The 22,119-nt window shown below is 69.5% G+C and carries 22 protein-coding genes; 6 read left to right on the forward strand and 16 right to left on the reverse strand.

Annotated features, from left to right (window positions below; translation table 11 throughout):
- Positions 1-74: 74 nt before the first annotated feature.
- Together ACXJ3V_RS08430 and ACXJ3V_RS08435 are read left to right on the forward strand one after the other, a co-directional pair.
- Positions 75-464, forward strand: coding sequence for an SHOCT domain-containing protein (locus ACXJ3V_RS08430; protein ID WP_457099840.1), 390 nt, complete (start codon positions 75-77; stop codon positions 462-464).
- Between the two features lie 246 nt (positions 465-710).
- Entirely contained in the window at positions 711-3,281 is a 2,571-nt protein-coding gene (locus ACXJ3V_RS08435; RefSeq protein ID WP_457099841.1) for a LuxR C-terminal-related transcriptional regulator, read from the forward strand.
- A 4-nt stretch (positions 3,282-3,285) separates the two neighbouring features.
- Here ACXJ3V_RS08435 and ACXJ3V_RS08440 read toward each other — a convergent pair whose 3' ends face one another.
- Positions 3,286-4,458 carry an AI-2E family transporter gene (locus ACXJ3V_RS08440; RefSeq protein WP_457099842.1) on the reverse strand — a complete coding sequence of 391 codons (1,173 nt, stop codon included), beginning with the start codon at positions 4,456-4,458 and terminating at the stop codon, positions 3,286-3,288.
- 86 nt (positions 4,459-4,544) lie between these two features.
- Complete coding sequence (locus ACXJ3V_RS08445) at positions 4,545-5,714, reverse strand: AI-2E family transporter (RefSeq protein ID WP_457099843.1); 1,170 nt, start codon at positions 5,712-5,714, stop codon at positions 4,545-4,547.
- Positions 5,715-5,782: 68 nt separating this feature from the next.
- Between ACXJ3V_RS08445 and ACXJ3V_RS08450 the strand changes: the two genes are divergently transcribed.
- Positions 5,783-6,079 carry a chorismate mutase gene (locus ACXJ3V_RS08450; protein WP_457099844.1) on the forward strand — a complete coding sequence of 99 codons (297 nt, stop codon included), beginning with the start codon at positions 5,783-5,785 and terminating at the stop codon, positions 6,077-6,079.
- Positions 6,080-6,093: 14 nt separating this feature from the next.
- Here ACXJ3V_RS08450 and ACXJ3V_RS08455 read toward each other — a convergent pair whose 3' ends face one another.
- From ACXJ3V_RS08455 to ACXJ3V_RS08465, 3 genes are read right to left on the reverse strand one after another with little or no spacing between them, the layout of a single operon-like run.
- Positions 6,094-6,789, reverse strand: coding sequence for a hypothetical protein (locus ACXJ3V_RS08455; protein WP_457099845.1), 696 nt, complete (start codon positions 6,787-6,789; stop codon positions 6,094-6,096).
- Positions 6,786-7,715, reverse strand: coding sequence for an ABC transporter ATP-binding protein (locus tag ACXJ3V_RS08460; RefSeq protein WP_457099846.1), 930 nt, complete (start codon positions 7,713-7,715; stop codon positions 6,786-6,788). The genes ACXJ3V_RS08455 and ACXJ3V_RS08460 overlap by 4 nt, the downstream gene beginning before the upstream one ends.
- The gene (locus tag ACXJ3V_RS08465) at positions 7,712-8,116 is read right to left on the reverse strand and encodes a GntR family transcriptional regulator (protein WP_457099847.1); all 405 of its coding nucleotides are present in this window, start codon (positions 8,114-8,116) and stop codon (positions 7,712-7,714) included. The genes ACXJ3V_RS08460 and ACXJ3V_RS08465 overlap by 4 nt, the downstream gene beginning before the upstream one ends.
- Positions 8,117-8,270: 154 nt before the next feature.
- On the opposite strand from ACXJ3V_RS08465, the gene ACXJ3V_RS08470 reads away from it, so the two are divergent.
- Together ACXJ3V_RS08470 and ACXJ3V_RS08475 are read left to right on the forward strand one after the other, a co-directional pair.
- Complete coding sequence (locus ACXJ3V_RS08470) at positions 8,271-9,137, forward strand: patatin-like phospholipase family protein (protein WP_457099848.1); 867 nt, start codon at positions 8,271-8,273, stop codon at positions 9,135-9,137.
- Complete coding sequence (locus tag ACXJ3V_RS08475) at positions 9,137-10,213, forward strand: 1-acyl-sn-glycerol-3-phosphate acyltransferase (RefSeq protein ID WP_457099849.1); 1,077 nt, start codon at positions 9,137-9,139, stop codon at positions 10,211-10,213. Before ACXJ3V_RS08470 ends, ACXJ3V_RS08475 begins: the two co-directional genes overlap by 1 nt.
- Before the next feature lie 9 nt (positions 10,214-10,222).
- On the opposite strand, the gene ACXJ3V_RS08480 is transcribed toward ACXJ3V_RS08475, so the two are convergent.
- From ACXJ3V_RS08480 to ACXJ3V_RS08525, 10 genes are all read right to left on the reverse strand, one after another.
- Complete coding sequence (locus tag ACXJ3V_RS08480) at positions 10,223-11,194, reverse strand: hypothetical protein (protein WP_457099850.1); 972 nt, start codon at positions 11,192-11,194, stop codon at positions 10,223-10,225.
- A gap of 86 nt (positions 11,195-11,280) precedes the next feature.
- Positions 11,281-12,096, reverse strand: coding sequence for a hypothetical protein (locus ACXJ3V_RS08485; protein WP_457099851.1), 816 nt, complete (start codon positions 12,094-12,096; stop codon positions 11,281-11,283).
- A gap of 52 nt (positions 12,097-12,148) precedes the next feature.
- Entirely contained in the window at positions 12,149-12,283 is a 135-nt protein-coding gene (locus ACXJ3V_RS08490; protein ID WP_457099852.1) for a hypothetical protein, read from the reverse strand.
- 9 nt (positions 12,284-12,292) lie between these two features.
- Positions 12,293-14,638: a phosphoribosylformylglycinamidine synthase subunit PurL gene (purL, locus tag ACXJ3V_RS08495; RefSeq protein WP_457099853.1), complete on the reverse strand. Its 2,346-nt coding sequence runs from the start codon at positions 14,636-14,638 to the stop codon at positions 12,293-12,295.
- Positions 14,639-14,737: 99 nt separating this feature from the next.
- A complete protein-coding gene (locus ACXJ3V_RS08500) occupies positions 14,738-15,058 on the reverse strand; it encodes an L-rhamnose mutarotase (protein WP_457099854.1) in 321 nt (106 codons plus the stop codon).
- Positions 15,058-15,816: an SDR family NAD(P)-dependent oxidoreductase gene (locus tag ACXJ3V_RS08505; protein ID WP_457099855.1), complete on the reverse strand. Its 759-nt coding sequence runs from the start codon at positions 15,814-15,816 to the stop codon at positions 15,058-15,060. Before ACXJ3V_RS08505 ends, ACXJ3V_RS08500 begins: the two co-directional genes overlap by 1 nt.
- 23 nt (positions 15,817-15,839) lie before the next feature.
- Positions 15,840-16,700 (reverse strand): amidohydrolase family protein, encoded by an 861-nt coding sequence (locus ACXJ3V_RS08510; protein ID WP_457099856.1) that lies wholly within the window; start codon positions 16,698-16,700, stop codon positions 15,840-15,842.
- Complete coding sequence (locus ACXJ3V_RS08515) at positions 16,697-18,016, reverse strand: enolase C-terminal domain-like protein (RefSeq protein ID WP_457099857.1); 1,320 nt, start codon at positions 18,014-18,016, stop codon at positions 16,697-16,699. Before ACXJ3V_RS08515 ends, ACXJ3V_RS08510 begins: the two co-directional genes overlap by 4 nt.
- Complete coding sequence (locus tag ACXJ3V_RS08520) at positions 18,013-18,993, reverse strand: aldo/keto reductase (protein WP_457099858.1); 981 nt, start codon at positions 18,991-18,993, stop codon at positions 18,013-18,015. Before ACXJ3V_RS08520 ends, ACXJ3V_RS08515 begins: the two co-directional genes overlap by 4 nt.
- Positions 18,990-20,081: a mandelate racemase/muconate lactonizing enzyme family protein gene (locus ACXJ3V_RS08525; protein ID WP_457099859.1), complete on the reverse strand. Its 1,092-nt coding sequence runs from the start codon at positions 20,079-20,081 to the stop codon at positions 18,990-18,992. The genes ACXJ3V_RS08520 and ACXJ3V_RS08525 overlap by 4 nt, the downstream gene beginning before the upstream one ends.
- Before the next feature lie 89 nt (positions 20,082-20,170).
- Between ACXJ3V_RS08525 and ACXJ3V_RS08530 the strand changes: the two genes are divergently transcribed.
- A complete protein-coding gene (locus ACXJ3V_RS08530) occupies positions 20,171-20,845 on the forward strand; it encodes a GntR family transcriptional regulator (RefSeq protein WP_457099860.1) in 675 nt (224 codons plus the stop codon).
- Positions 20,846-20,893: 48 nt separating this feature from the next.
- Here ACXJ3V_RS08530 and ACXJ3V_RS08535 read toward each other — a convergent pair whose 3' ends face one another.
- Positions 20,894-22,018, reverse strand: a complete 1,125-nt coding sequence (locus ACXJ3V_RS08535) for a fatty acid desaturase family protein (RefSeq protein ID WP_457099861.1) — start codon at positions 22,016-22,018, stop codon at positions 20,894-20,896.
- Between the last annotated feature and the right edge of the window lie 101 nt (positions 22,019-22,119).

Here is a 22,119-nt window from a genome sequence, read left to right on the forward strand (position 1 = left end):
GGCGGAGCGACCGGGCGCCATGGGGCGAAACTGGAGGTCTGCCCGGCCCCCCTTCCTTGTCCTTGGAGGCAAAATTGTTTGACAACTTCTGGAATATCGTCCTGTGGTTCTTCTGGGTCTTCGCCTTCGTGGCGTACCTGTTCGTCCTGATCTCGATCTTCGGCGACCTGTTCCGTGACCGGAAGCTCTCGGGCGGCTGGAAGGCGCTGTGGGTTCTGTTCCTGATCTTCGTGCCGTTCCTGACGGCACTGATCTACCTCATCGCGCGCGGCTCCGGCATGCAGGAGCGCAGCATCGCCGAGGCGCAGAAGGCTCAGGAGGCGACCAACGCCTACATCAAGTCCGTTGCCACGTCGAGCGCCGCGAGCCCCAGCGAAGAGATCTCGAAGGCCGCCGCGCTGCTCGCGGCCGGCACGATCACGCAGGCGGAGTACGACCAGCTCAAGGCACGCGCCCTGGCCTGATCGGCTCGCAACACGTCCTCGAAGCGGCGGTATCCACTCGGATGCCGCCGCTTCGTCGTTCCCTCGGGAAGGCCCTGAGGGACCCGATTCACGCGGTTGCAACCCAGTCGGGATACAATCCGAACCGCGACGCGCCTTTTCCGGATACCCGACAGTCGTCCGGATCGTGCGCAGCTCGTCGGTGCATCCAGCCCTCCTACTGCCCGCGTGCCCGTCGCCGGGGGGACACGTGAGGGAGGTCGCAGTATGACGTTGCCGACGTCTGCGCTGTCATCGCCACGGTGGCTCCAGCACCGCCCGCCGCATAGACAGCCGGCCACGCTCGATCGCGCCCGGCTCACCCAGCTGCTCGAGCACGCGGTCGCCTCGAACCGCGTGACGATCGTGTCCGCCCCGAGCGGCTTCGGAAAGACGATCGCGGTCACGACCTGGACCGAATCCGTGCCGAACGAGGTGGCCTGGCTCGCGCTCGGTCCCATGGAGGGTGAGCACGCCTACGTGGACGGAGAGATCATCTCCGCGATCGCGGCCATCGCGCGCACGCGGGATGATCTCGGCCTGGTCGGCCCGGTCGGCGTCGATGCGGGCACGGCCGCGCAGGGCGAGCTGCACCGTCGACTGTGGGAGGCGCTCGCCGATGCGCAGGAGCCGCTGATCCTCGTCGTCGACGACGCACAGCGGGCGCACGAGAGTCTGGCCGCAGGTCTGCTCGGAGCCCTCATCGCCGATGCCCCGCCGGCGCTTCGGATCGTGCTCGTGGGCACCACTCCGCTCGAGCTGCAGATGTCGCGCTTCATCCTCAGCAATCCCGAGGTCGTCATCGGGGCCGAGGCGCTCGCCTTCGAGGCGCCGGAGGTGGCCGCGCTCGCCGCGACGATGTCGACCGGTGCCGATCCAGTCGCCGTCCACGCGGACACCGCGGGCTGGCCGATCGCCGTGCGCCTCGCACTCCTGAGCGGTGCCGGTCCCCGGGCGGCGACGTCCGGGCGCGGCGGGGGTCTCATGCGCGAATACGTGCGCGATGTCATCCTCTCCGCGCTGCCCGCGGATCTGGCGCGATTCGTCATGGAAGCCGCCGTCTGCGACGAGCTCACCCCTCGACTTGCGGTGGCGCTCACCGGCCGCGCGGATGCCGTCGCGATGCTCGAGGACTGCCGTCGACTCGGCCTGTTCCTCGATCGGCACGACAGCCCGACCGGACCGGTCTATCAGTGGCATTCCCTGTTCGCCCGCTACTGCCGCGACCTGCTCGCTCAGGAGGACCCCGCGGCCCTCGAGGTACTGCGCCGCCGGGCGGCCACCCTGCTGGCGGAAGCTCGCCCGCTCGACGCCGTCGCGCACCTGCTGGCAGTCGACGATCCCGCTGCGGCGACGGCCATCATCCTCGACAGCTGGGTCGCCCTGGTCGCGGGCGCTGAGGCGGGCGATGTCGACAGCGCGTGCCTGTCGCTGCCCGCCCCGTTCGGGGACGACCCGGCGATCCAGCTGGTCCGCGCGTGCGCCTGCGACGTCATGGGCGAGCGCAAGGCGGGGCGGGATCTCTTCCGCCGCGCGACGGCCGGCACCCATGACCCCGACGAGCGCTTCGAGCGCACGCTGGAGCTCGCGCGCCTCTTCCTGCTCGATGAGCGCGCCCTGATCGGCGAGGCCACCGAGGACGTGCGTCGCCGACTCGTGCACGCGAATGCCCGCTCCGCTCGCGAGCAGGCGGCGATCACCTTCCTCATCGGCTGGGCCGACCTGCGGTACCGCATGGATCCGACCCGCATGATCGAGACGCTGGAGTCCGCCGTACGTCAGACGGCTGCCGTGGGCGACGCAGCGATCCTGCGGCGGGCGCGCGGTTGCCTGGCCTTCTCGCTTGCCCTGGCCGGGCGGCTCGAGAGCGCGCGAGCGGTGCTGGTCGGTCTTGCCGATGACGATCCCGAGGAGTCGATCTGGCAGACGAACGCGGGTGCCACCGCGCTGACCGCTTCCGGTCTCGTCTCGTACTGGGCGATGGACACCGCCGCCGCGGAGCGCGATCTGCGCAGCGCCATCGCCTTCGGCAGCGGACACAACCGCACCTTCGCCGATCTCGCGCGGGTGCTGCTCGCCTGTGCGGCGGCATCGGGAGGCGACCAGCGGTCGTGTCGCCGTGCGGCCCTGGAGCTGCAGTTCCTGCCCAGCTCGGAGCTGCACGGTGTGGTCTGGCCGAAGATGCGACAGCTGGCGATCGCCCTCCTGGAGGAAGCGGTCGGGCACCACGACCGGGCCGTCGCGGTGGCGCGCGGCTTCATCGAGGAGTCCTCGACCCCCCTGATCGCCGTGCTCGCCGCGGGGATCCTCCGACGCAGCGGCGATCCGACCGCGGCGCTGCAGATCCTCAAGCATCACGCCGCCTACGGCGAGGTGACCTACTTGAGGGTGGCGACGCTCGTCACCCGCGCGATGCAGCACTGGACGGCAGGTCGCGCGCCCGCCGCCCACGAGCTCTGCGAGGAGGCCCTCGCGGTCGCCGAGAAGGAGACGATGCGAATTCCGTTCGCCGAGGACGACGCCGAGCTGCGGCAGCTCCTCGGCGCGCACATCGCGTGGGGCACCGCCCACGAGAAGTTCCTCATGTCATGCCTGCGGCCGAAGACCGGCAGCACGCAGCTGGCCGCGCTCTCGGTGCGCGAACGCGATGTCTTCGAACAGCTGCGCACCACGCTCACCACGACCGAGATCGCGAGCCGGCTGGGCGTGTCGGTGAACACCGTCAAGACCCACCAGCGGGCGATCTACCGTAAGCTCGGCGTCTCCTCCCGGCGAGAGGCGCTCCGCCAATACACGTAGCCCGCTAGATCTTGGCGTCCTGCTGCTTGAAGAACACCTGTTTGATGATCAGCAGGATCGATGCCGTGACCGGGATCGCGACGAGGGCTCCGATGAAGCCGAGCAGCGTGCCGCCGATGAGGGCGCCGATCACCACGAGTGAGCCGGGGATCTCGATCGCCCGGTTCATGACCTTCGGGGTCAGCACGTACGCCTCGATCTGGATGTAGATCAGATAGCAGATCGCGAAGATCAGGGCGGCGACGGGGCTCGTGAACAGCGCGATGATGGTCGCGACGATCCAGTACAGCACGGGTCCGATCAGCGGGATGATCGTGATCGAGAAGGCGAGCACACCCATGAGGAGGGGGTAGGGCAGACCCAACACCGCGTGCAGGATGGTCGCCACCACGGAGTTGAAGAACGCCAGGATGACCATGCCCATGAGGTAGCCGCCGACGGAGTCGGTGATCTGGTCGGTCATGGCCCGCACCCCGACACGGCGACGGGCCGGTGCGAACTGCATCAGCGAGTCCTTGATGCCGGGGAGCGATGCGGTGAAATAAAGGGTCAGCACCACGACGATCAGTGCGCCCGAGACGGCTTCGGCGATGCCGGCGCCGACCTTGAGCAGGCCGCCCCCGATCGCCGCGACGTTCTTCGGGTCGCTGAAGAACTTCTCGACCTCGCTGATGAGGTCGGTGAGACCGGTGCCGAAGATCCCCTCCAGCCAGGCGTAGAAGGGGGTCTTCTCGAACTTGGTGATCGTCGACGGAAAGTCCTTGATGAACGAACTCACCTGCTCGACGAGGGTCGGCACCACGAGCAGCAGCAGGCCGACCGCGAGGACGAAGCCGGTCAGGAAGATGATGGCGATCGCCCATCCCCGCTTGACCCCGTGCCTGACGAGCCATTTGATCACCGGGTCGAGACCCAGGGCGGCGAACGCCGCGAGGCCGATGTACACGAGGATCGTCGAGATGTTGGTCAGTGCGATGCCGAGCAGCAGGGCGACGAGCCCGCCGAGGGTCAGCAGCAGACCTACGGTGAAGGGATTGTCGAGTCGGGCCCAGAACGATCGGCCCTGGCCGTGCTCAGTGCCTGTGACAGAGGCACCGGACTCGGCGACCACGGCGACGGTGGTGGCTGCAGGCACCGAATCGGGCGGAATCGGGGACTTCGCGCTGTCGTCAGTCATGCCGTCAGGATAGGGCCGACCGGGGTGCCCTCCGCGGAGGGATCGCCCGGCGCCGGTTTTCGTCATCCTTTCGGGATGAGCGGGCTTCAGAGCTTTGCGTCCTGCCGTGGCACGTAGATCCGTTTGATGATGAGCAGAATCGACGCCGTGATCGGAATCGCGACCAGTGCGCCGAGCAGGCCCATCAGCGTGCCGCCGACCAGGGCGCCGATGACGACGAGCGCGCCAGGGACGGAGACCGCCTTGCTCATGACGCGCGGCGTGAGCACGTAGGCCTCGAGCTGCATGTAGATGAGGTACACGATGGCGAAGATGAGCGCGGCCGTCGGGTCGGTGAACAGTGCGATGACGGTCGCGAAGATCCAGTAGACGACCGACCCGATGAGCGGGATCAGGGTGATGCAGAACGCGGCGATCGCCATGAGGCCTGGAAGCGGGAGCTGAAGGATCAGGTGCAGCGCCAGCGCGATCATCGAGTTGCAGAACGCGAGGATCACCATGCCGGTGAGGTAGCCGCCGATCGACCCAGTGATCTCGTCGGTCATGCTGCGCATCGTCGGGCGGCTGCGGGCGGGGACGAGCGTCACCAGCGCGTCTTTGATGGCCGGCAGACCGGCGAGGAAGTACAGGCTCAGGACGATGATGATGACGCCACCGGAGATCGCCGAGGCGATGCCGATGCCGAGATGGACCACACCGCCGCCGATCGCAGCGAGGTTCGCCGGATTGAGGAAGAAGGCCTCGACGTGATTGAGGATCGTTCCGATCTGGTCGCCGAACGCCCCCTGGGCCCAGGCGTAGAAGTCGGTCTGCTCGAAATTGCTGATCAGCGCCGGGATGTTGGCGACCAGCGTGCCCAGCTGGGTGAAAAGTGCCGGCACGACGAACCACAGCACGAGGACGAGCAGGATCGCGAAGACCGCGTAGGCGATCACGATTCCCCACGCGCGACTGAGTCCGCGCCGTTCCAGCAGACGCACCACCGGGTCGAGGGCCAGGGCGGCGAACATCGCCATGACGATGTAGATCACGATCGTCGAGAGGTTGAGGAAGGCGACGCCCAGGGCGACCGCCGCCAGCGCGCCGATGGTCAGCGACAGCCCGATCGCGAAGGGGTGCCCCAGGTTCGCCCAGATCTCGCGGCGCGGGGGCGCTGGCGCCGGAGCGACCACCGCGGTCTCAGTGGGGACGGCCGCATCGGTCCCGGCCGCCGGATCCGCGGAGAGGCGCTGCGCGGCATCCGTCCCATCGCTCATGGGCACACTCTAGGAGTCTCAGCGGGCCTGTGTCAGCGGGGTAGGGTCKAGGCACGAGGAGGCATGCCATGACCGACGAGGACCCGTCGCTGACCCTGCAGCACCTGCGCGGCAGCATCGACAACATCGACGCGGCGCTGATCTTCATGCTCGCCGAGCGCTTCCGCTCCACGAAGCAGGTGGGTCAGCTCAAGGCTGAGCACGGCATGGCACCGTCCGATCCGGTGCGCGAAGAGCAGCAGCTCGCCCGCCTGCGTCGGCTCGCGATCGAGGCCGACCTCGACCCCGAGTTCGCCGAGAAGTGGTTCAACTTCGTCGTCGCCGAGGTCATCCGCCACCACACCGCTGCCGCAGACAGCCGCTGAGGAACGACGCCTGATCAGGGCACGGCGCGGCGCAGTGTGAGGAAGGCGATGCCGGCGAGCACGGCGCCGAGCAGCAGGCCCCACAGCGACAGTCCGATGACGCCCTGGCCGGCCATCCACTGCCAGACCACGCCCCACGCGTCCACGCGGCCGACCACCCAGAGCCCGAGGACGAAGAGGGCCCCGATCCCGACGAGCACGGCCGTGAGTGCGACGCCGCCGAAGCGCTTGTAGATCGTGGCGGTCCAGAAGCCGATCACGAAGAACAGCATCGCGAGGGCGAAGTTGCCGAGGAAGGCCCCGACGGGCCCGTACTCCCAAACCCAGGGCAGCCCGAAGAAGTACCCGTCGAAGCCCCAGCCATCGGTCGCCTGCTCGAGGAGACCGCCCACGACGGCGATCCCGCCGAGGATCGCGGAGGTCAGCGCCGCCGTGAGCAGAGTGCCGAGATAGAACTCCCAGCGTGTGACGCTCATCGCCTGCGAGAACGGGAAGGTGAGGGTGAGCGCCTGGATGCCGACGATGCCGAAGTACCAGATCGGCGCCTGCTGACCGGCGCCGTAGAAGGGGCCTTCAATCCCCGACCCGGCGAGGATCGCGTAGATCGCGAGCGTCATCAGGAACGCGGCACCCAGGATCATCAGGGGGATCCAGATGTAGGTCTGCCTGTTGATCAGCTGCATGCGGACGACGCTGACCGTGCGGTTCATCGCAGTGCTCCTTGCTCGACGGCGGCGGTTCGGTCGGGATCGGCTGCGGAGACATGCTGCGTCAGGCGCACGATGAGCTGCTGCAGCGATACCGGTGCGACCTCGAGCCCGGTGGCGGCGAGCCGCTCCCGCTCGCCGGCCGACAGCGCACCGAGCACGGTGACGGATGCCACTCGTCCGAGGCTCTCCCGGTGGATCACATCGCGCCCCGCGACGAAGGCCTCGACAGCGGCGGCGTCGCCCACGATGTTCGCCGCACAGTCGCGGACGGCATCCGTGTCCTCGTCCATGATGATCCGCCCCCGGTCGATGACCAGCACCCGCTCGATGAGGTTCGACACCTCGTCGATCAGGTGACTCGAGAGGAGGACCGTGCGCGGATGCTCGGTGTAGTCCTCGAGGAGCCGGTCGTAGAAGATCTGCCTGGCGACGGCGTCGAGACCGAGGTAGGGCTCATCGAAGAACGTGATGTCGGCACGCGATGCCAGGCCGATGATCACGCCCACCGCCGACAGCTGCCCACGGGAGAGCTTCTTGATCCGGCGTGTGAGCGGCAGCTGGAAGTCATCGACGAGCCGATCGGCGAGATCCTGGTTCCAGTTCGGGAAGAACAGTCGCGCGGTGGCGAGGGCGTGCTTGGGCCGGGCGTCGTCCGGGTACTTCTGGCTCTCGCGCACGAAGCACATCCGCCGGAGCACCTTGGCGTTCTCGTAGGGACTCTGTCCGAAGATGCGCACGTCGCCGGAGGTGGCGAAGTTCTGCGCGGTGAGGATCGACATGACCGTCGTCTTGCCCGCGCCGTTGCGTCCGAGCAGGCCGTAGATCGTGTCCTTGCGGATGCGGAGGCTCACGTCATCCACCGCGATCGTGTCGCGGTAGCGCTTGGTGAGGTGGTCCACCTCGATCACCGTTTCGGGTGCGGTCATCGTTCGGCTCCTTCCGGGGAGACGGATGCCGCGGCCCCGCCGCCGTTCGCGGCGCGTTCGCGGATGAGTTCGGTGAGGTCGTCGGGCTCGAACCCGAGCGTGCGTGCCTCGGCGAGCAGCGGCTCGACGAATCGATCGGCGAACGCGGCGCGGCGTTCTGCGCGCAGGAGCGCGCGGGCTCCGGGCGAGACGAACATCCCGATCCCCCGCCGCTTGTAGAGCACGCCCTTGTCGACGAGCATGTTCACTCCCTTCGCCGCCGTGGCCGGATTGATGCGGTAGAACGCGGCGAGTTCGTTCGTKGACGGAGCCTGAGCCTCTTCGGACAGGCTGCCCTCGACGATCGAGTCCTCGACGCGCTCTGCGATCTGCAGGAAGAGCGGCCTGCCCTCTTCGATCACACCCACTCCGTCTGTTGGTTAGTTACTTGACTAACTAACCATGCATCCGGGAGGACTCGCCTGTCAAGAGCGACATCGGCCCCCAGCGGGTGCGCGGGCGGAGCAAGGTGGGGTAGACAATGGGGAAGGACATCGAGGCAGAGCGGAGCGGGTCGTGGCGGAACACCCCATTGCGTTCGTGCTGGGTGGTGGTGGGGTGCGCGGCGCCGTGGAGATCGGCATGATCGATGCGCTGCTGCGCGCCGACATCCGACCCGATCTCGTCGTCGGCACGTCGATCGGCGCGATCAACGGAGCGCTGGTGGCGAGTGATCCGACCCTGACGGTGATCGAGAAGCTGATGACGGCGTGGACGTCGGCCGAGGCGAACGCGGTCTACGGCGGCTCGCTCGCCACCCAGATCAGCCGGCTGGTGAAGACCAAGACCCATCTGAACTCCCCCCAGCCCCTGCGCGAGCTGCTCGAGCGCAATCTGGGCGCGGACGCCACCTTCGAGGGGCTGGCCGTGCCGCTCCAGGTCGTCGCGGCGAGCATCGAACGCGCCGCCGAGCAGGTGTTCGACTCCGGGCCGCTCATCGACGCGGTGCTGGCGTCGTCGTCGGTGCCCGGGCTCCTGCCCGCGACCCGCATCGGCGACGAGCACTACATCGACGGCGGCATCGTCAACTCGATCCCGATCGAGCAGGCCGTGCTCGCCGGGGCGAAGACGATCTTCGTGCTGCAGGTCGGGCGGGTCGAGACGCCGCTGGTCGCGCCATCGTCTGCTGTCGACACCGCGCGCGTCGCGTTCGAGATCGCCCGGCGCCACCGCTTCGCCCGCGATCTGGCGACGCTCCCCGCGGACGTCGACCTTTACGTCCTGCCCACCGGCGGTCCGTTGGAGGGGGACGACACCCTGCGTTCCTACCGGAAGATGGAGACCGTGCGCCTGCGCATCGACCAGGCCTACGAGGCCAGCCGGGACTTCCTCATCGATCGCGGACTCGCGTCCGCGCCGGTTGTGACGGGAAGCGAGGACTGATGCGGCTGCCTCCGCTCTGGGTGCGCCGCGTCGTCGTCGCCCCGCTCATCATCATCATCTCGGTCCTGCTGCTGGTGCTCTCGCCCCTCTGGCTGCTGGTCGCCCTTGCGCTGACCTCGCTCGTGCCCGGACGGTTCCGGCTGCCGCGGGTGATGTGGCTCATCACGGTCTACCTGCTCTGGGACTCGGTGCTGCTAATCGTCCTGCTGGCGATGTGGATCGCGTCGGGCTTCGGCTGGAAGCTGCACTCGCCCGCGTTCGTACGAGGGCACTATCGCATCGGCGCCGCCGCGCTGCGCGTGCTCTTCTGGATCTTCGGCGGCGTGCTGCGCCTCTCGATCCACACGAAGGGAGCGGACGGAGTCGACGCGGATGCCGCGGCCGCCGCGTTCCGGGAGCTCTTCGCGCCCGGCACGCCGGTCATCGTCGCCAGCCGGCACGCCGGACCGGGCGACTCGTTCATCCTCATCCACGCCCTGCTCAACTTCGTCGCCCGTCGGCCGCGCATCGTGCTCAAGTACACGATGCAGATGGACCCGGCGGTCGACATCCTGCTGCACCGGATTCCGGCGCGATTCATCGTGCCCTCCGGGTTCGGGGCCAAGGGCGGCCCGAAGGGCGGAGGCCGCGGCGTCGAGGACAGCCTGAAGGACCTCGCCACCGGTCTCGGGCCCGAGGATGCGTTCGTCATCTTTCCCGAGGGCGGCAACATGACCTCGACGCGCCGCCGCACCCGCATCGATCGGCTGCGGGCTTCTGGACGCACGGCGCTCGCCGACCGCGCGGAGGCGATGGTCCACGTGATGCCGCCGCAGCCGGGCGGGATGCATGCCGCGCTCGAGGCATCCTCCGACGCCGACGTCGTGTTCATCGCGCACACCGGACTCGACCGGCTCGTCACGACGGCCGACATCTGGCGCGAGCTGCCGATGGACAAGCAGATCACGATGCGCGCCTGGCGGGTGCCGCGGTCGGAGATCCCCGTCGGCCGGCCCGCCCAGGCGGAGTGGCTGTTCGACTGGTTCGAGCGGGTGGATCGCTGGATCAGCGAGAACGAGGAGCCGACCGCGGACTGACTGCGGCGGTCAGGGTCGCGGCTTGGGGTGCACGATGCGTCCAGGCGCCGTCTCGGTGGTGCGCGCCGGCACCGGCCAAGGGCCCGCAGTCGAGGTCGACGGCTGGGGACCGGTCGACCCCGCCGGCGAGGCCGGCGGTGCTGCCGTCGGCTTTCCGGGAGCAGGAGCGGGCGCGGTCTGGGGGGTGGGTCCGGTCGTGAGCTCCAGCGAGACCTGCTTCTCGAGCACGACGATCGCCTCGTCCGACACCGAGATGAGTCCGTCCAGCTCCTCGCGCACGCGGCGATAGGCGAGCTGGCGCTCCGCCGGCGTCGCGGCCTGGTCGATCGCGACGCTGAGGAGCTGCTTCGCGGTGTCCAGGCGCTTGCGCTCGTTGTCGGTGAACCCGGAATCGCGGATGCGGCGGGCGTCGCGTTCGGCCACGTCGAAGGCGACCTCGAAATCGGTGACAGCGCTGCGGTACTCCGCGAGCTGGTCCCGCGTGAGCTTGGTCTTCGCTGTGGCCGGACGCAGGCCGTCGGCCATCTTCTTCGCCCGAAGGAACGCCGCGGTCAGCGGCTGGCGGCCATCGCTCATCGCGGGATAGGCGATGAGCTTCGCGATGTCGAGTTCGTACTCGAGCCAGCGCGCGGTCACGGCATCGTGCGCGGCGAAGAGCCGCTCGAGCTGCGACTGCGGGGGACGGCCGTCGCCGCTCTGCTGCTGCCACGGCGGCGCGGGCCACGGCGGGGCGGACCAGGGCTGGGTCGCCACGGGGGCAGTCGGTGTCGCGGACTGGGGCCCCGGAAGCGCGACAGCGCCGCGGCCGCGAGCGGCCGCCTCCGCCGCCTTGAGCTCGGCCTTGGCGTGCAGCACCTCGAGACGCCGGCGGTGGCGACGGCGCGCGCGACGCTCCCAGGCGCCACCGACGCTCGCCATCACGCCCATGAGCGGGAAGACGAGCCACCAGTAGCCGCCGATGAACTGGAAGACGGGCTCCACCCTGTCATGCTAACCGTCGCAGGGCGCCACGGTGCTGGGGGTCTGCCGTGCAGCCCGCTGGGAGCCCACCGAACCGAGTGCTCAGCTCACCGCGGGGGCGATGTCGGAGGCCGCACCCGCGCCATGGCCTCCGCCGACCAGGCGACCGCGCGCTGGGCACTCCACAGGAGGTCCTGCGCGGTATCGGCCCAGTGGCCGAACTCGTAGCCGAGCGGCTTTGCCTGCCCCGAGGCTTGGCGAAGCACCGACTCTTCGGCGGCGTCGAATGCACTCTCGACCCGTCTGACCGCGTCACGATAGGCGGCGAAATCCGCAGGCGTCATCCGCGCGGCGGCAGAGCTGGGACGCAGCTGCTGAGCGATCGACTGTTCGCGGAGGAACGCGGCCATCACCGGCGATCGGCCATCGCTCATCTCGGGATACGCGATCGCCTTGGCGGGATCGGTCTCGTACTCCATCCATCGGACGAGCACCGCGGTGTGAGCGGCCATGACCTTCGCAAGTGGAAACTCGGCGGGGTCGGAGCCGATCCGCGGCATCGTCGCACGCATGGTGCGCAGGTTGATCCGCGCGGCACGGAGGCCCGCAGAAGCCGCCCTGGCCGATTGCCTCGCGTGGGCGAGCGCGCGGCGCGCAGCCGCGAGATCCCGCTCCGATGCGCTGTGCGCGGACAGCTCGGCCTGCGTGCGCGCGACGTCGGCGCGAGCAACCGCGACATCGGCTCGCCCTCGGGTCACGGCAGCGCGCGCGGAGCTCAGATCGCGTCTCGCGGCGTCCAGTCCCAGCCGGCGTGCGCTCACGGTGCGCTGGCCGCGCAGACCGAGCCAGCCGAGGGCGCCCGCGCCGATCGTCGCCGGCGCGATCCACCAGACGTCGGCGACGAAGACCAGAAGCGGATCCACGGGGCCATGCTAGCCGCGCGGGAAGGGATCAGGCTGGGAATCAGGCCCTGAATCAGCCGAAGAGCAGGGCCAGCACGGTCGCGCCGCCGCCGACGAGGATGAGGCTGACGATGACGACCCAGGCGATCACTTTGACGCGCTTCTGCCGGGTGTCGTTCAGGCTCGTGTACTCGTCGTCGTCGGACATGGGTCCAGCCTAGAGCGCCGGCTCGGTCACGGTCGGACCGAAGACGGCTGGCAGGGTCGCGGTCGACCGGTCCCGCAGCTCCGTGAGCGGCACAGTGAACAGTCCCTGCACCTCAAGCGCGGGCGCATCCCCGTCGCCGGGTGCGTCGGTGACGCCGATGCGCAGCACCGGGTAGCCGCGCCCATCGCACAGGCCCCGGAACTTCACGTCGTCCTCGCGAGGCACCGAGACGATGACCCGTCCGGTGGACTCCGAGAACAGGGCGGTCGCGGCATCCACTCCGTCGCGCTCCATGAGCTCGGTGAGCCAGACGCGCGCGCCGACGCCGAAGCGCATGACACCCTCGGCCAGAGCCTGGGCGAGGCCACCGGACGACAGGTCGTGCGCGCTCGAGACGAGCGACTGCAGCGACGCAGCGTGCAGCAGGTCGCCGAGGCGCTTCTCGCCGGCGAGGTCCACCGCCGGCGGGCGTCCGCCGAGGTGGTCGTGGACGGTGCCCGCCCACGCCGATCCGCTCAGCTCGGTCGCGGTGACGCCGAGGAGGTAGATGTTCTCGCCCTCGTCCTGCCAGCCGGACGGGATGCGACGACCGACGTCGTCGATGATCCCGAGCACGCCGACGACCGGCGTCGGGAAGATCGGCACATCGCCGGTCTGGTTGTAGAAGCTGACGTTGCCGCCGGTGACGGGGATGCCGAGTTCGAGGCATCCGTCCGACAGTCCCTCGACGGCACGCGAGAACTGCCACATGACCTCGGGGTTCTCGGGGCTGCCGAAGTTGAGGCAGTCGGTGACAGCCGTCGGGACGGCCCCGGTGACGGCGACGTTGCGGTACGCCTCGGCGAGGGCGAGCTTCGCGCCCTCGTAGGGGTCGAGCTGGCAGAACCGCCCGTTGCAGTCGGTGGCGATCGCGAAGCCGAGCCCGGAGTGCTCGTCGACGCGGATCATGCCGGCGTCGTCGGGGAACGACAGGGCCGTGTTGCCCATGACGTAGTAGTCGTACTGGTTGGTCACCCACGCCGTGTCGGCGAGGTTCGGGCTCGCCACGAGCTGGAGGAACTGGCTGCGAAGCGTGTCAGCGTCGAGGTCGCGCGGCAGCGCCGTCGCCGAGTCGTCACGCAGCGCGTCGATCCAGGTCGGGTAGGCCACGGGCCGCTCGTATACGGGGCCGTCGACGGCGACCGTCGAGGGGTCGACGTCGACGATCTGCTCGCCATGCCAGAAGATCTGCAGGCGGCCGTCGCCGGTGACTTCGCCGAGCACGCTGGTCTCGACATCCCACTTTCCGACCACCTCGAGGAACGCATCGAGCTTCTCTGGCGCGACGATCGCCATCATGCGCTCCTGGCTCTCGCTCATGAGGATCTCCTCGGGCGTGAGCGTGGGGTCGCGCAGCAGCACCTTCTCGAGGTCGACGCGCATGCCGCTGCCGCCGTTGGCGGCCAGCTCGCTCGTCGCGCACGAGATGCCGGCGGCGCCGAGGTCCTGGATCGCCTCGACGAGGTCGTCGCGGTACAGCTCGAGGCAGCACTCGATGAGCACCTTCTCGGCGAACGGGTCGCCGACCTGCACGGCGGGCCGCTTGGTCGGGCCGCCGTCGGCGAACGTGTCGGACGCGAGGATGGATGCCCCGCCGATGCCGTCGCCGCCGGTCCTGGCGCCGAACAGCACGACCTGGTTGCCTGTGCCGCTCGCGTTGGCGAGCTTGAGGTCCTCATGACGGAGGACGCCGACCGCGAGGGCGTTCACGAGCGGGTTGCCCTGGTAGACGGCGTCGAAGACGGTCTCACCGCCGATGTTGGGCAGGCCCAGGCAGTTGCCGTAGAACGAGATTCCCGAGACGACGCCGTGCACGACCCGCGCGGTGTCGGGGTGGTCGATGGCGCCGAAGCGCAGCTGGTCCATGATCGCCACAGGGCGGGCGCCCATCGAGATGATGTCGCGCACGATGCCGCCGACGCCGGTCGCCGCACCCTGGAAGGGCTCGATGTAGCTCGGGTGGTTGTGCGACTCGACTTTGAACGTGACCGCCCAGCCCTCGCCGATGTCGACGACGCCGGCGTTCTGGCCCATGCCGACCATGAGGCGTTCGCGCATCTGGTCGGTGACCTTCTGCCCGAACTGGCGGAGGTAGATCTTGCTCGACTTGTAGGAGCAGTGCTCCGACCACATCACCGAGTACATGGCGAGCTCGCCGCTCGTGGGCCGCCGGCCGAGGATCTCGCGGATCTGCGCGTACTCGTCGGGCTTGAGCCCGAGTGCGGCGTAGGGCTGCTCGCGCTCGGGCGTGGCAGCGGCGTTGTCGACGGTGTCTGCGGCAGGACGAGCCGCAGTGGTCTTTGAGGGGGTGGTCACGCGGCTGAACTCCAGGATCGGGCCGATGCGAATCGGGGGTGCCGGACGCTACCCATCCTATCCGCGCCGGTGCCGACCGCCGGGCGGGCCGCAGAACGCTCAGTCGACGTGGAACACTTCCGGGATCGTGTGCCACCACTCGCCGTCGGTCGCTTCGGGCACCGCGCGCTGCATCGGACCGCACACGGCCCACCAGCGCTGCGTGGCTTCGTCCTCGGCCATCGCCGCCATGTCCGCGTCGTAGTCCTCGCCGACGTACTCGAAGAGCGAGAAGAGCAGGGTGCCGTACCGGTGGATGGAGTAGTTGCGGATGCCGCTGCGGGCGATCTGCGCGAGCACCTCGGGCCACACCGCCGCGTGGACGCGCTCGTACTCCTCGATGAGCTCCGGGTCGAGCCGGATGACCTGGGCGACGCGCATCAGGCCGTCAGGGGCCGGACGCGGACGTGCGTGGCGCCGCCGTCGACGTCGAGCGCGGTGCCGGTCGTCGAGCCGGAAAGCGGGCTCGCGAGGTAGCAGATCGCGTGCGCGACCTCTTCGGCGGTCACGAGCCGGCCGATGGCCTGCCGGGCGTCGAGCGCGGCGCGCTCCGCCTCGGGGTCGTCGGCCTGGGACAGCAGGCGGTCCACCCAGGGCGTGGCGGCGGTGCCGGGGCACACGCAGTTGACCCGGATCCCTTCACGCACGTGGTCGGTCGCCATCGCCCGGGTGAGCGCCAGCACGGCGCCCTTCGACGCCGAGTAGAGCGCGCGCAGCGGCAGGCCGCTCTGCGCTGCGATCGAGCTGGTGTTGACGATGGCGCCAGCCGGGCTCTCGCGCAGCCAGGGCAGCGCCGCGGCCGAGACGCGGGCCATGCCGATGACGTTGATGTTCAGCACGCGCGCCCACTCGTCGTCGTCGTTGTCGGCGACGGTGCCGGCTGCGCCGATCCCGGCATTGTTGATGAGGATGTCGATCCGTCCGAAGCGCTCGCCGACGGCCGCTATCGCGGCATCCACCGACGCGCGGTCGGCGACATTGGCGGTGAACCCCGCGAGTGGGGCGGGGACCTCGGGATTGAGGTCGAGCACCGCGACCTGCGCCCCGCGGCCCGCCAGCTCGAGTGCCGTGGCCAGTCCGATCCCGGATGCGCCGCCGGTGATCACGGCCACCAGGCCTTCGAAGTCGTTCGCGCTCATGCTTGCTTCATCTCCCGTCGGGCTCATCCGAGCCCCTCGATCTCGAGTCGGTACCACGCTATGGCAGATAGGCGGTGAATCTGCTCGAGCTCCGCTTCCGAGACGTCGAGCGCCGCGTGGAGTCCATCGAAGGTGCGCGTGTACCCGCCGGCGAGCAGGCACACCGGCCAGTCGCCGCCGTACATGAGCCGCTCAGGGCCGAACGCGGCGACGGCTTCCGCGACGACGGGGCGGAGGTCCGCCACGGTCCACGAGTCGGGGGCTCCGGCTGCGCTCGCGAGGCCGGAGAGCTTGGCGGCGACGTTCGGCGATGCCGCTGCCGCGCGCAGCAGTGAGCGCCACTGCGCGAGGGCCTCGGCATCCGCTCCGATCGGCGGCTTGCCCAGGTGATCGATGACGATCCGCAGGGACGCATGCCGCGCCGCGAGCACCGGCACCAGCGCGAGGCCGGCGGGGCCCGAGGTCACCACGTCGAACGCGAGACCGGCCGCGGCGAGGCGATCGAGGCCCGCGGCGACGTCGTCGCGCAGCACCCAGCGGGTGTCGGCCATGTCGTGGATGAGCGCGCGCACGCCGACCACCTTGCCGGTGGCGAGCCGGTCGGTCAGGGCCTCGTCGAGCGCAGGACCCGCGAGGGGGAGCCAGGCCACCACGCCCGCGACCTCGGGATGCGCGGCGGCTTCGGCCAGCATGCGATCCGTGTCGCCCGCTGTGTCGGCGGCCTGCACGAGCACGACGTGGTCGACACCCAGGGCTGCGCGCTCCGCCGTGAGATCGTCGAGCCCGAAGTCGTGGTCGAGCGTGGCGAGGCCGGGGGTGATCCAGCCGTAGTCGCCGGACGCGCGCTGCCAGATGTGGGTGTGCGCATCGATGATGCCGCTCACGCGGTAGCCCCCTGCCAATAGCCTCCGTCGGGGAACTGGTACTCCTCGATCGACGGAGCGAGGATCTCCGCGCTGTAGCCGGCCTGCGTCGGGATGACGTAGCGGGCGTTCTCGACGATGCAGGGGTCGGCGAAATGCTCGTGGAGGTGGTCGACGTACTCGGTGACGCGGTGCTCGGTGGTGCCGGTCAGGGCGATGTAGTCGAAGATCGACAGGTGCTGCACCAGCTCGCACAGGCCGACGCCGCCGGCGTGCGGACAGACCGGCACCCCGCGCTTGGCGGCCATCAGATACACCGCGATGATCTCGTTCACGCTCGCCAGCCGCGCCGAGTCGATCTGGCAGTAGTCGATCGCCTCGGCCTGCAGCAGCTGCTTGAACAGCACGCGGTTCATACCGTGCTCGCCGGTCGCGACACCGATCGGCGCGACCGCCGCCCGGATCGCCGCGTGCCCGAGCACGTCGTCGGGGCTCGTGGGCTCCTCGATCCAGTGCAGGTCGTAGTCGGCGAGGGCCCGCACCCACTCGATGGCCTCGGGCACATCCCACATCTGGTTCGCGTCGATCATGAGCTTGATGTCGGGGCCGATGGTCGCACGGGCGAGGGCCACGCGACGGCGATCCTCGTCGAGGTCGCGGCCGACCTTGAGTTTGACGTGGGAGTACCCCTCGGCCATCGCCTCCCGCAGCAGTCGCACCATCTTCTCGTCGTCGTATCCCAGCCAGCCCGCGCTCGTCGTGTAGCAGGGGTAGCCGCCGGCGGCCACGAGCTCTGCGGTCCGCGCCGCGCGCAGCGGCTCGGTCGCGCGGAGCATCTCGATCGCCTCGTCGCGGGTCAGCTCGTCCGAGAGGTACCGCAGATCCAGCGTGTCGACGAGGGTCTCGGTGGGCAGCTCGACGAGGAAGCGCCACAGCGGCTTGCCCGCCCGCCGCGCGGCGAGATCCCACACCGCGTTCATGACCGCGGCCATCGCGAGGTGCACGACGCCCTTCTCCGGCCCGAGCCAGCGCAGCTGCGAGTCCGATGCGAGCAGACGGTAGGTGCCGCCGAGGTCGCCGACCACATCGCCGAGCTCCCGCCCGACCAGTCGGCCCGCGTAGCTGCGCGCCGCCGCGGCGCACAGCTCGTTGCCTCGGCCGATCGTGAAGGTGAAGCCATGCCCGCGGAGCGGGGTGCCGTCCGCGGACTCGTCGGTGGTCAGCACGACGTAGGCGGCCGAGTAGTCGGCATCCTGGTTCATCGCGTCGGAGCCGTCGGCGGTGACGGATGTCGGAAAGCGCAGGTCGTGGACCTCGACGCCGGTGATCGTGCTCATGACACCTCGGGGATGTGGCCGGCGGCGGCGAGGGCACGCCACAGCTCGTCGGGGAGGGGGGCGGTGAGACGGGCGACGGTCTCGCGGGCCTGGTCCGGGCCGCGCATGCCGGCGACCACCGACACGACCTGCGGGTGCCGCAACGGGAACTGCACCGCGGCGGCAGGCAGCGAGGCGCCGTGCTCGCGGCAGATCCGCTCGATGTCCCGTGCGCGGGCGAGGATGTCGCCGGGCGCTTCGGCGTAGTCGAAATGGGCGTCGTCGGGCACATGCTCGCGGCTGAGCAGCCCGGAGTTGTACACGGCGGCCGCGACCACCGCGACGTCGCGCTCAGCGGCGAGGCCGAGCATCCGCTCCGCGCGATCCTGCTCGAGCAGCGTGAAGCGGCCGGCGCACATGACGATGTCGACGTCGGTCTGCTCGATGAGATCGGCGAGCATCTCGCCCTGGTTCATCCCCGCGCCGAACCCGCGGATGACGCCTTCGTCGCGCAGTTCGGTCAGCGCCTGGGCGCCGGTCGTCGAGGCCGCCTCCCAGTGCTCGTCGGGGTCGTGCATGTAGGCGATGTCGATGCGGTCGACGCCGAGCCGGTCGAGGCTGTCCTCGATCGAGCGCAGCACACCGTCGCGGCTGAGGTCGTAGACCCTGCGGGTGTCGGCCGGCACGTCGAAGCCGTCCGCCAGATCGCGCTGCCCGGCGGTCTCGGGGCTGGGCACCAGCAGGCGGCCCACCTTCGTGGACACCACGTAGTCGCCCCGGGGGTAGGCCGCCAGCGCACGGCCGAGCCGGCGCTCCGAGAGCCCGAGGCCGTAGTGCGGAGCGGTGTCGAAATAGCGGATGCCGCTGTCCCAGGCCGCGCGGACGGTAGCCTCGGCCTCCTCGTCGGACATCGCCCGGTAGAGGTTGCCGAGCTGCGCGCAGCCGGCGCCGAGCACGCTGATCTCGAGCCCGCGGTGCGGGCGCGTGGGAAGAGTCATGACACGATCCTGTCCTCGATCGCGTCGCGATCCCAGTCGATGCCGAGGCCGACGGTCTCGGGGGCGAGCGCCCGGCCGTCCTGGATCGTCATCTCGGTGCGGGTGATGCCGCGCAGCTGCGGGATGTGCTCGACGTAGCGTCCGTTGGGGACCGCGGCGACGAGGCTGACATGCAGCTCCATGAGGAAGTGCGGGCACACGTGGACGTTGAAGGATTCGGCGAGATGCGCCACCTTCAGCCACGGTGTGATGCCGCCGATGCGGGCGACGTCGACCTGGACGATGCCGGCCGCGCCGCGGTCGAGGTACTCGCGGAACTGCGCGATGGAGTACATCGACTCGCCGACGGCGATCGGCGTCGCGGTGGAGCGGGCGAGGCGCACGTGCCCTTCGATGTCATCTGCCGGGAGCGGCTCCTCGATCCAGCCGAGGTCGAGCCCGTCGAAGAGGCGCGCGCGACGGATCGCCTCGGTCGCGGTCATCGACTGGTTGGCGTCGACCATGAGGTCGAACCCTGGCCCGACGGCGTCGCGGACGGCGGCGAGGCGTTCGCGGTCCTCGTGGCCGCTCGGCTTGCCGATCTTGACCTTGACGCCGCTCAGGCCCTTGCGCTGCGAGACGAGGGCACCCTCCACGAGGTCGTCGACCGACAGGTGCAGCCAGCCGCCCTCGGTGTCGTAGAGCGGCACATCACGGCGGAAGCCGCCGGCGAGGCGCCAGAGTGGCAGTCCAGCGCGCTGCGCTGCGACATCCCACAGGGCGGTGTCGACTGCGGCGAGGGCGAGCGAGGTGATCGCGCCGGTCGTGGTGGCGCGGGTGGAGGCGAACAGGCGGTGCCAGATCGCCTCGATGCGATCGGCCTCCTGGCCGATCAGCAGGTCGAGCAGGTGGTCGCGCAGCATCGACAGCACCGCGCGCCCCCCTGTGCCGATCGTGTAGGAGTAGCCGCGGCCGTGCAGGCCGTCGCTGGTTTCCAGTTCGACGAAGATCGTCTCCTGCTTGACGAAGCTCTGCACGGCGTCGGTGCGCTCCGTTTCGACGGCGATATCGACGAGGAAGGCGCGAGCATCGGTGATCGTGGTGGCCATGGTGCTTTCTGATGTACGAAAGATCGTATTTGATCTTCGACCGCTATAGTGCTTCAGAACGGATGCGGGTGTCAAGCGAAGGTGGCGCGATGTCGACGATGGATCGTCTCCCTTCGCTCGCGAGCGGTGTGCGGGTGATGCTCGGCGACGAGGTGCACGCCGTGTTGCAGCTGGCGATCATGGATGGCACGATTCCGCCGGATGAGCGCCTCAATGCGGGCGAGCTCGCCCGGCGATTCAGCGTCTCGCCGACCCCCGTGCGCGAGGCGCTGGCAAGGCTGGAGTCCGACGGCCTCGTCGAGAAGCACCCGCTGAAGGGCTACCGCACGACCGATCTGCTCGCCGAGCAGGAGCTCATCGACCTCTTCGAGCTGCGCCTGCTGCTGGAGCCCGGAACAGCCGCGCGCGCCGCCGAGCGCCGGCAGGCCGAGGACTCGGCCGGGCTTCGCCGGGAGATCGAGCTGGCGCGTTCCGCGATCGGCCGGCCCGACGCATACTCCGTGCTGTCACAGCACGACGTCCGCCTGCACGACACGGTCTTCCGTGCCGCGCGCAACGAGACCGTGCGGCAGGCTTACGCGCGCACGCACTGCCATCTGCACACCTTCCGCCTCGCCTACAGCGGCGCGTACGTCGCGGACACCGTGGACGAGCACGCCGCCGTCGCGGACGCCGTCATCGCCGGAGACCCGGCGGCGGCAGAAGCCGCCATGCGGCGGCACCTCGAGCAGTCCCGTGAGCGGCTGCTGCGGGTTTTCGGCTGAAACGACGAAGGCCGCGCCCGGACCGGGCGCGGCCTTCACCAGCGGGTGTCAGACCTTGCGGAACTGAGCGACCATGTGGCACTCGAACGGGTCGCGGGCGGACAGGCCGACGCGGTTCAGGTACTCGATGACGATCCCATAGGACTGCAGCATCGTGGTTTCGGTGTACGGGACATCGAGCGTGTTGCAGTAGTCCTTGACGATGACGCGGGCCTTCGAGAGGTGCGGCCGCGGCATGCTCGGGAACAGGTGGTGCTCGATCTGGTAGTTGAGGCCACCCATGAGCGTCGTCGCCCACCAGCCGCCGCTGACGTTGCGCGACGTGCGCACCTGCTTGGTGAAGAAGTCGAGCTTCGCGTCGCGGTCGATGAGCGGCATGCCCTTGTGGTTCGGGGCGAAGCTTGCGCCCATGTAGACGCCGAAGACGGCGAGCTGGACGCCCAGGAAGGCGAAGGCCATGCCGAGGGGCAGCATCCAGAACAGGGCGCCCAGGTACACGGTGAAGCGGAGCGCAATCAGCGACAGCTCGATCCAGCGGCCCTTGACGTTCCTGGAGGTCGTGAGGTGCTTGACGCTCAGGTAATGCAGGTTGAAGCCCTCGAGGGTCAGCAGCGGGAAGAACAGCCAGCCCTGGCGCCGGGTGATGAACGTCATGATCCACGGCGTCTTCGCGGCATCCTCTTCGGTGAAGCGGATCGTGTCGATCTCGATGTCGGGGTCTTTGCCGACGCGGTTCGGGTTGCCGTGGTGGCGAGTGTGCTTGGTGTCCCACCAGGCGCTGCTGGTTCCGACGATGCCGTTGCTCAGGATACGTGCGAGCCGATCGCTGGCCGGGCCGGAGCTGAGGATCTGGCGGTGCCCGGCCTCATGCGTGAGGAACGCCACCTGGGTCAGCACGATGCCGAGCGCAGCGGCGATGAGCAGCTGGAACCAGCTGTCCCCCAGCAGGATGAAGCCGGCGATGCAGCCGGCCATTGCGAGCACCAGGCCGGTGCCGACGAGGGCGTAGAACCAGGACGCCCGGCCCAGGAGGCCGGTCTCGCGGATCACCTGGGAGATCTGCGTGTAGGCGCGGGTCAGCGGCGGGAAGTTCTCGGCGCTGGCGTAGGTCTGGCGGATCGGGCCGAGGCGGGCCTCCGGCGTGTTGGTGGCGACGGTGGTGATGGTGGCCATAGCGCACCTTCTTCGATCGGGAACCCGCGGCGACGGGGGTTCGTTTCCAGCCATGGGCGGACGCCGATCGCTATGCCCCACACTACGGACCCGACATACCG

The sequence above is a fragment of the Microbacterium sp. P5_E9 genome (assembly GCF_054049175.1).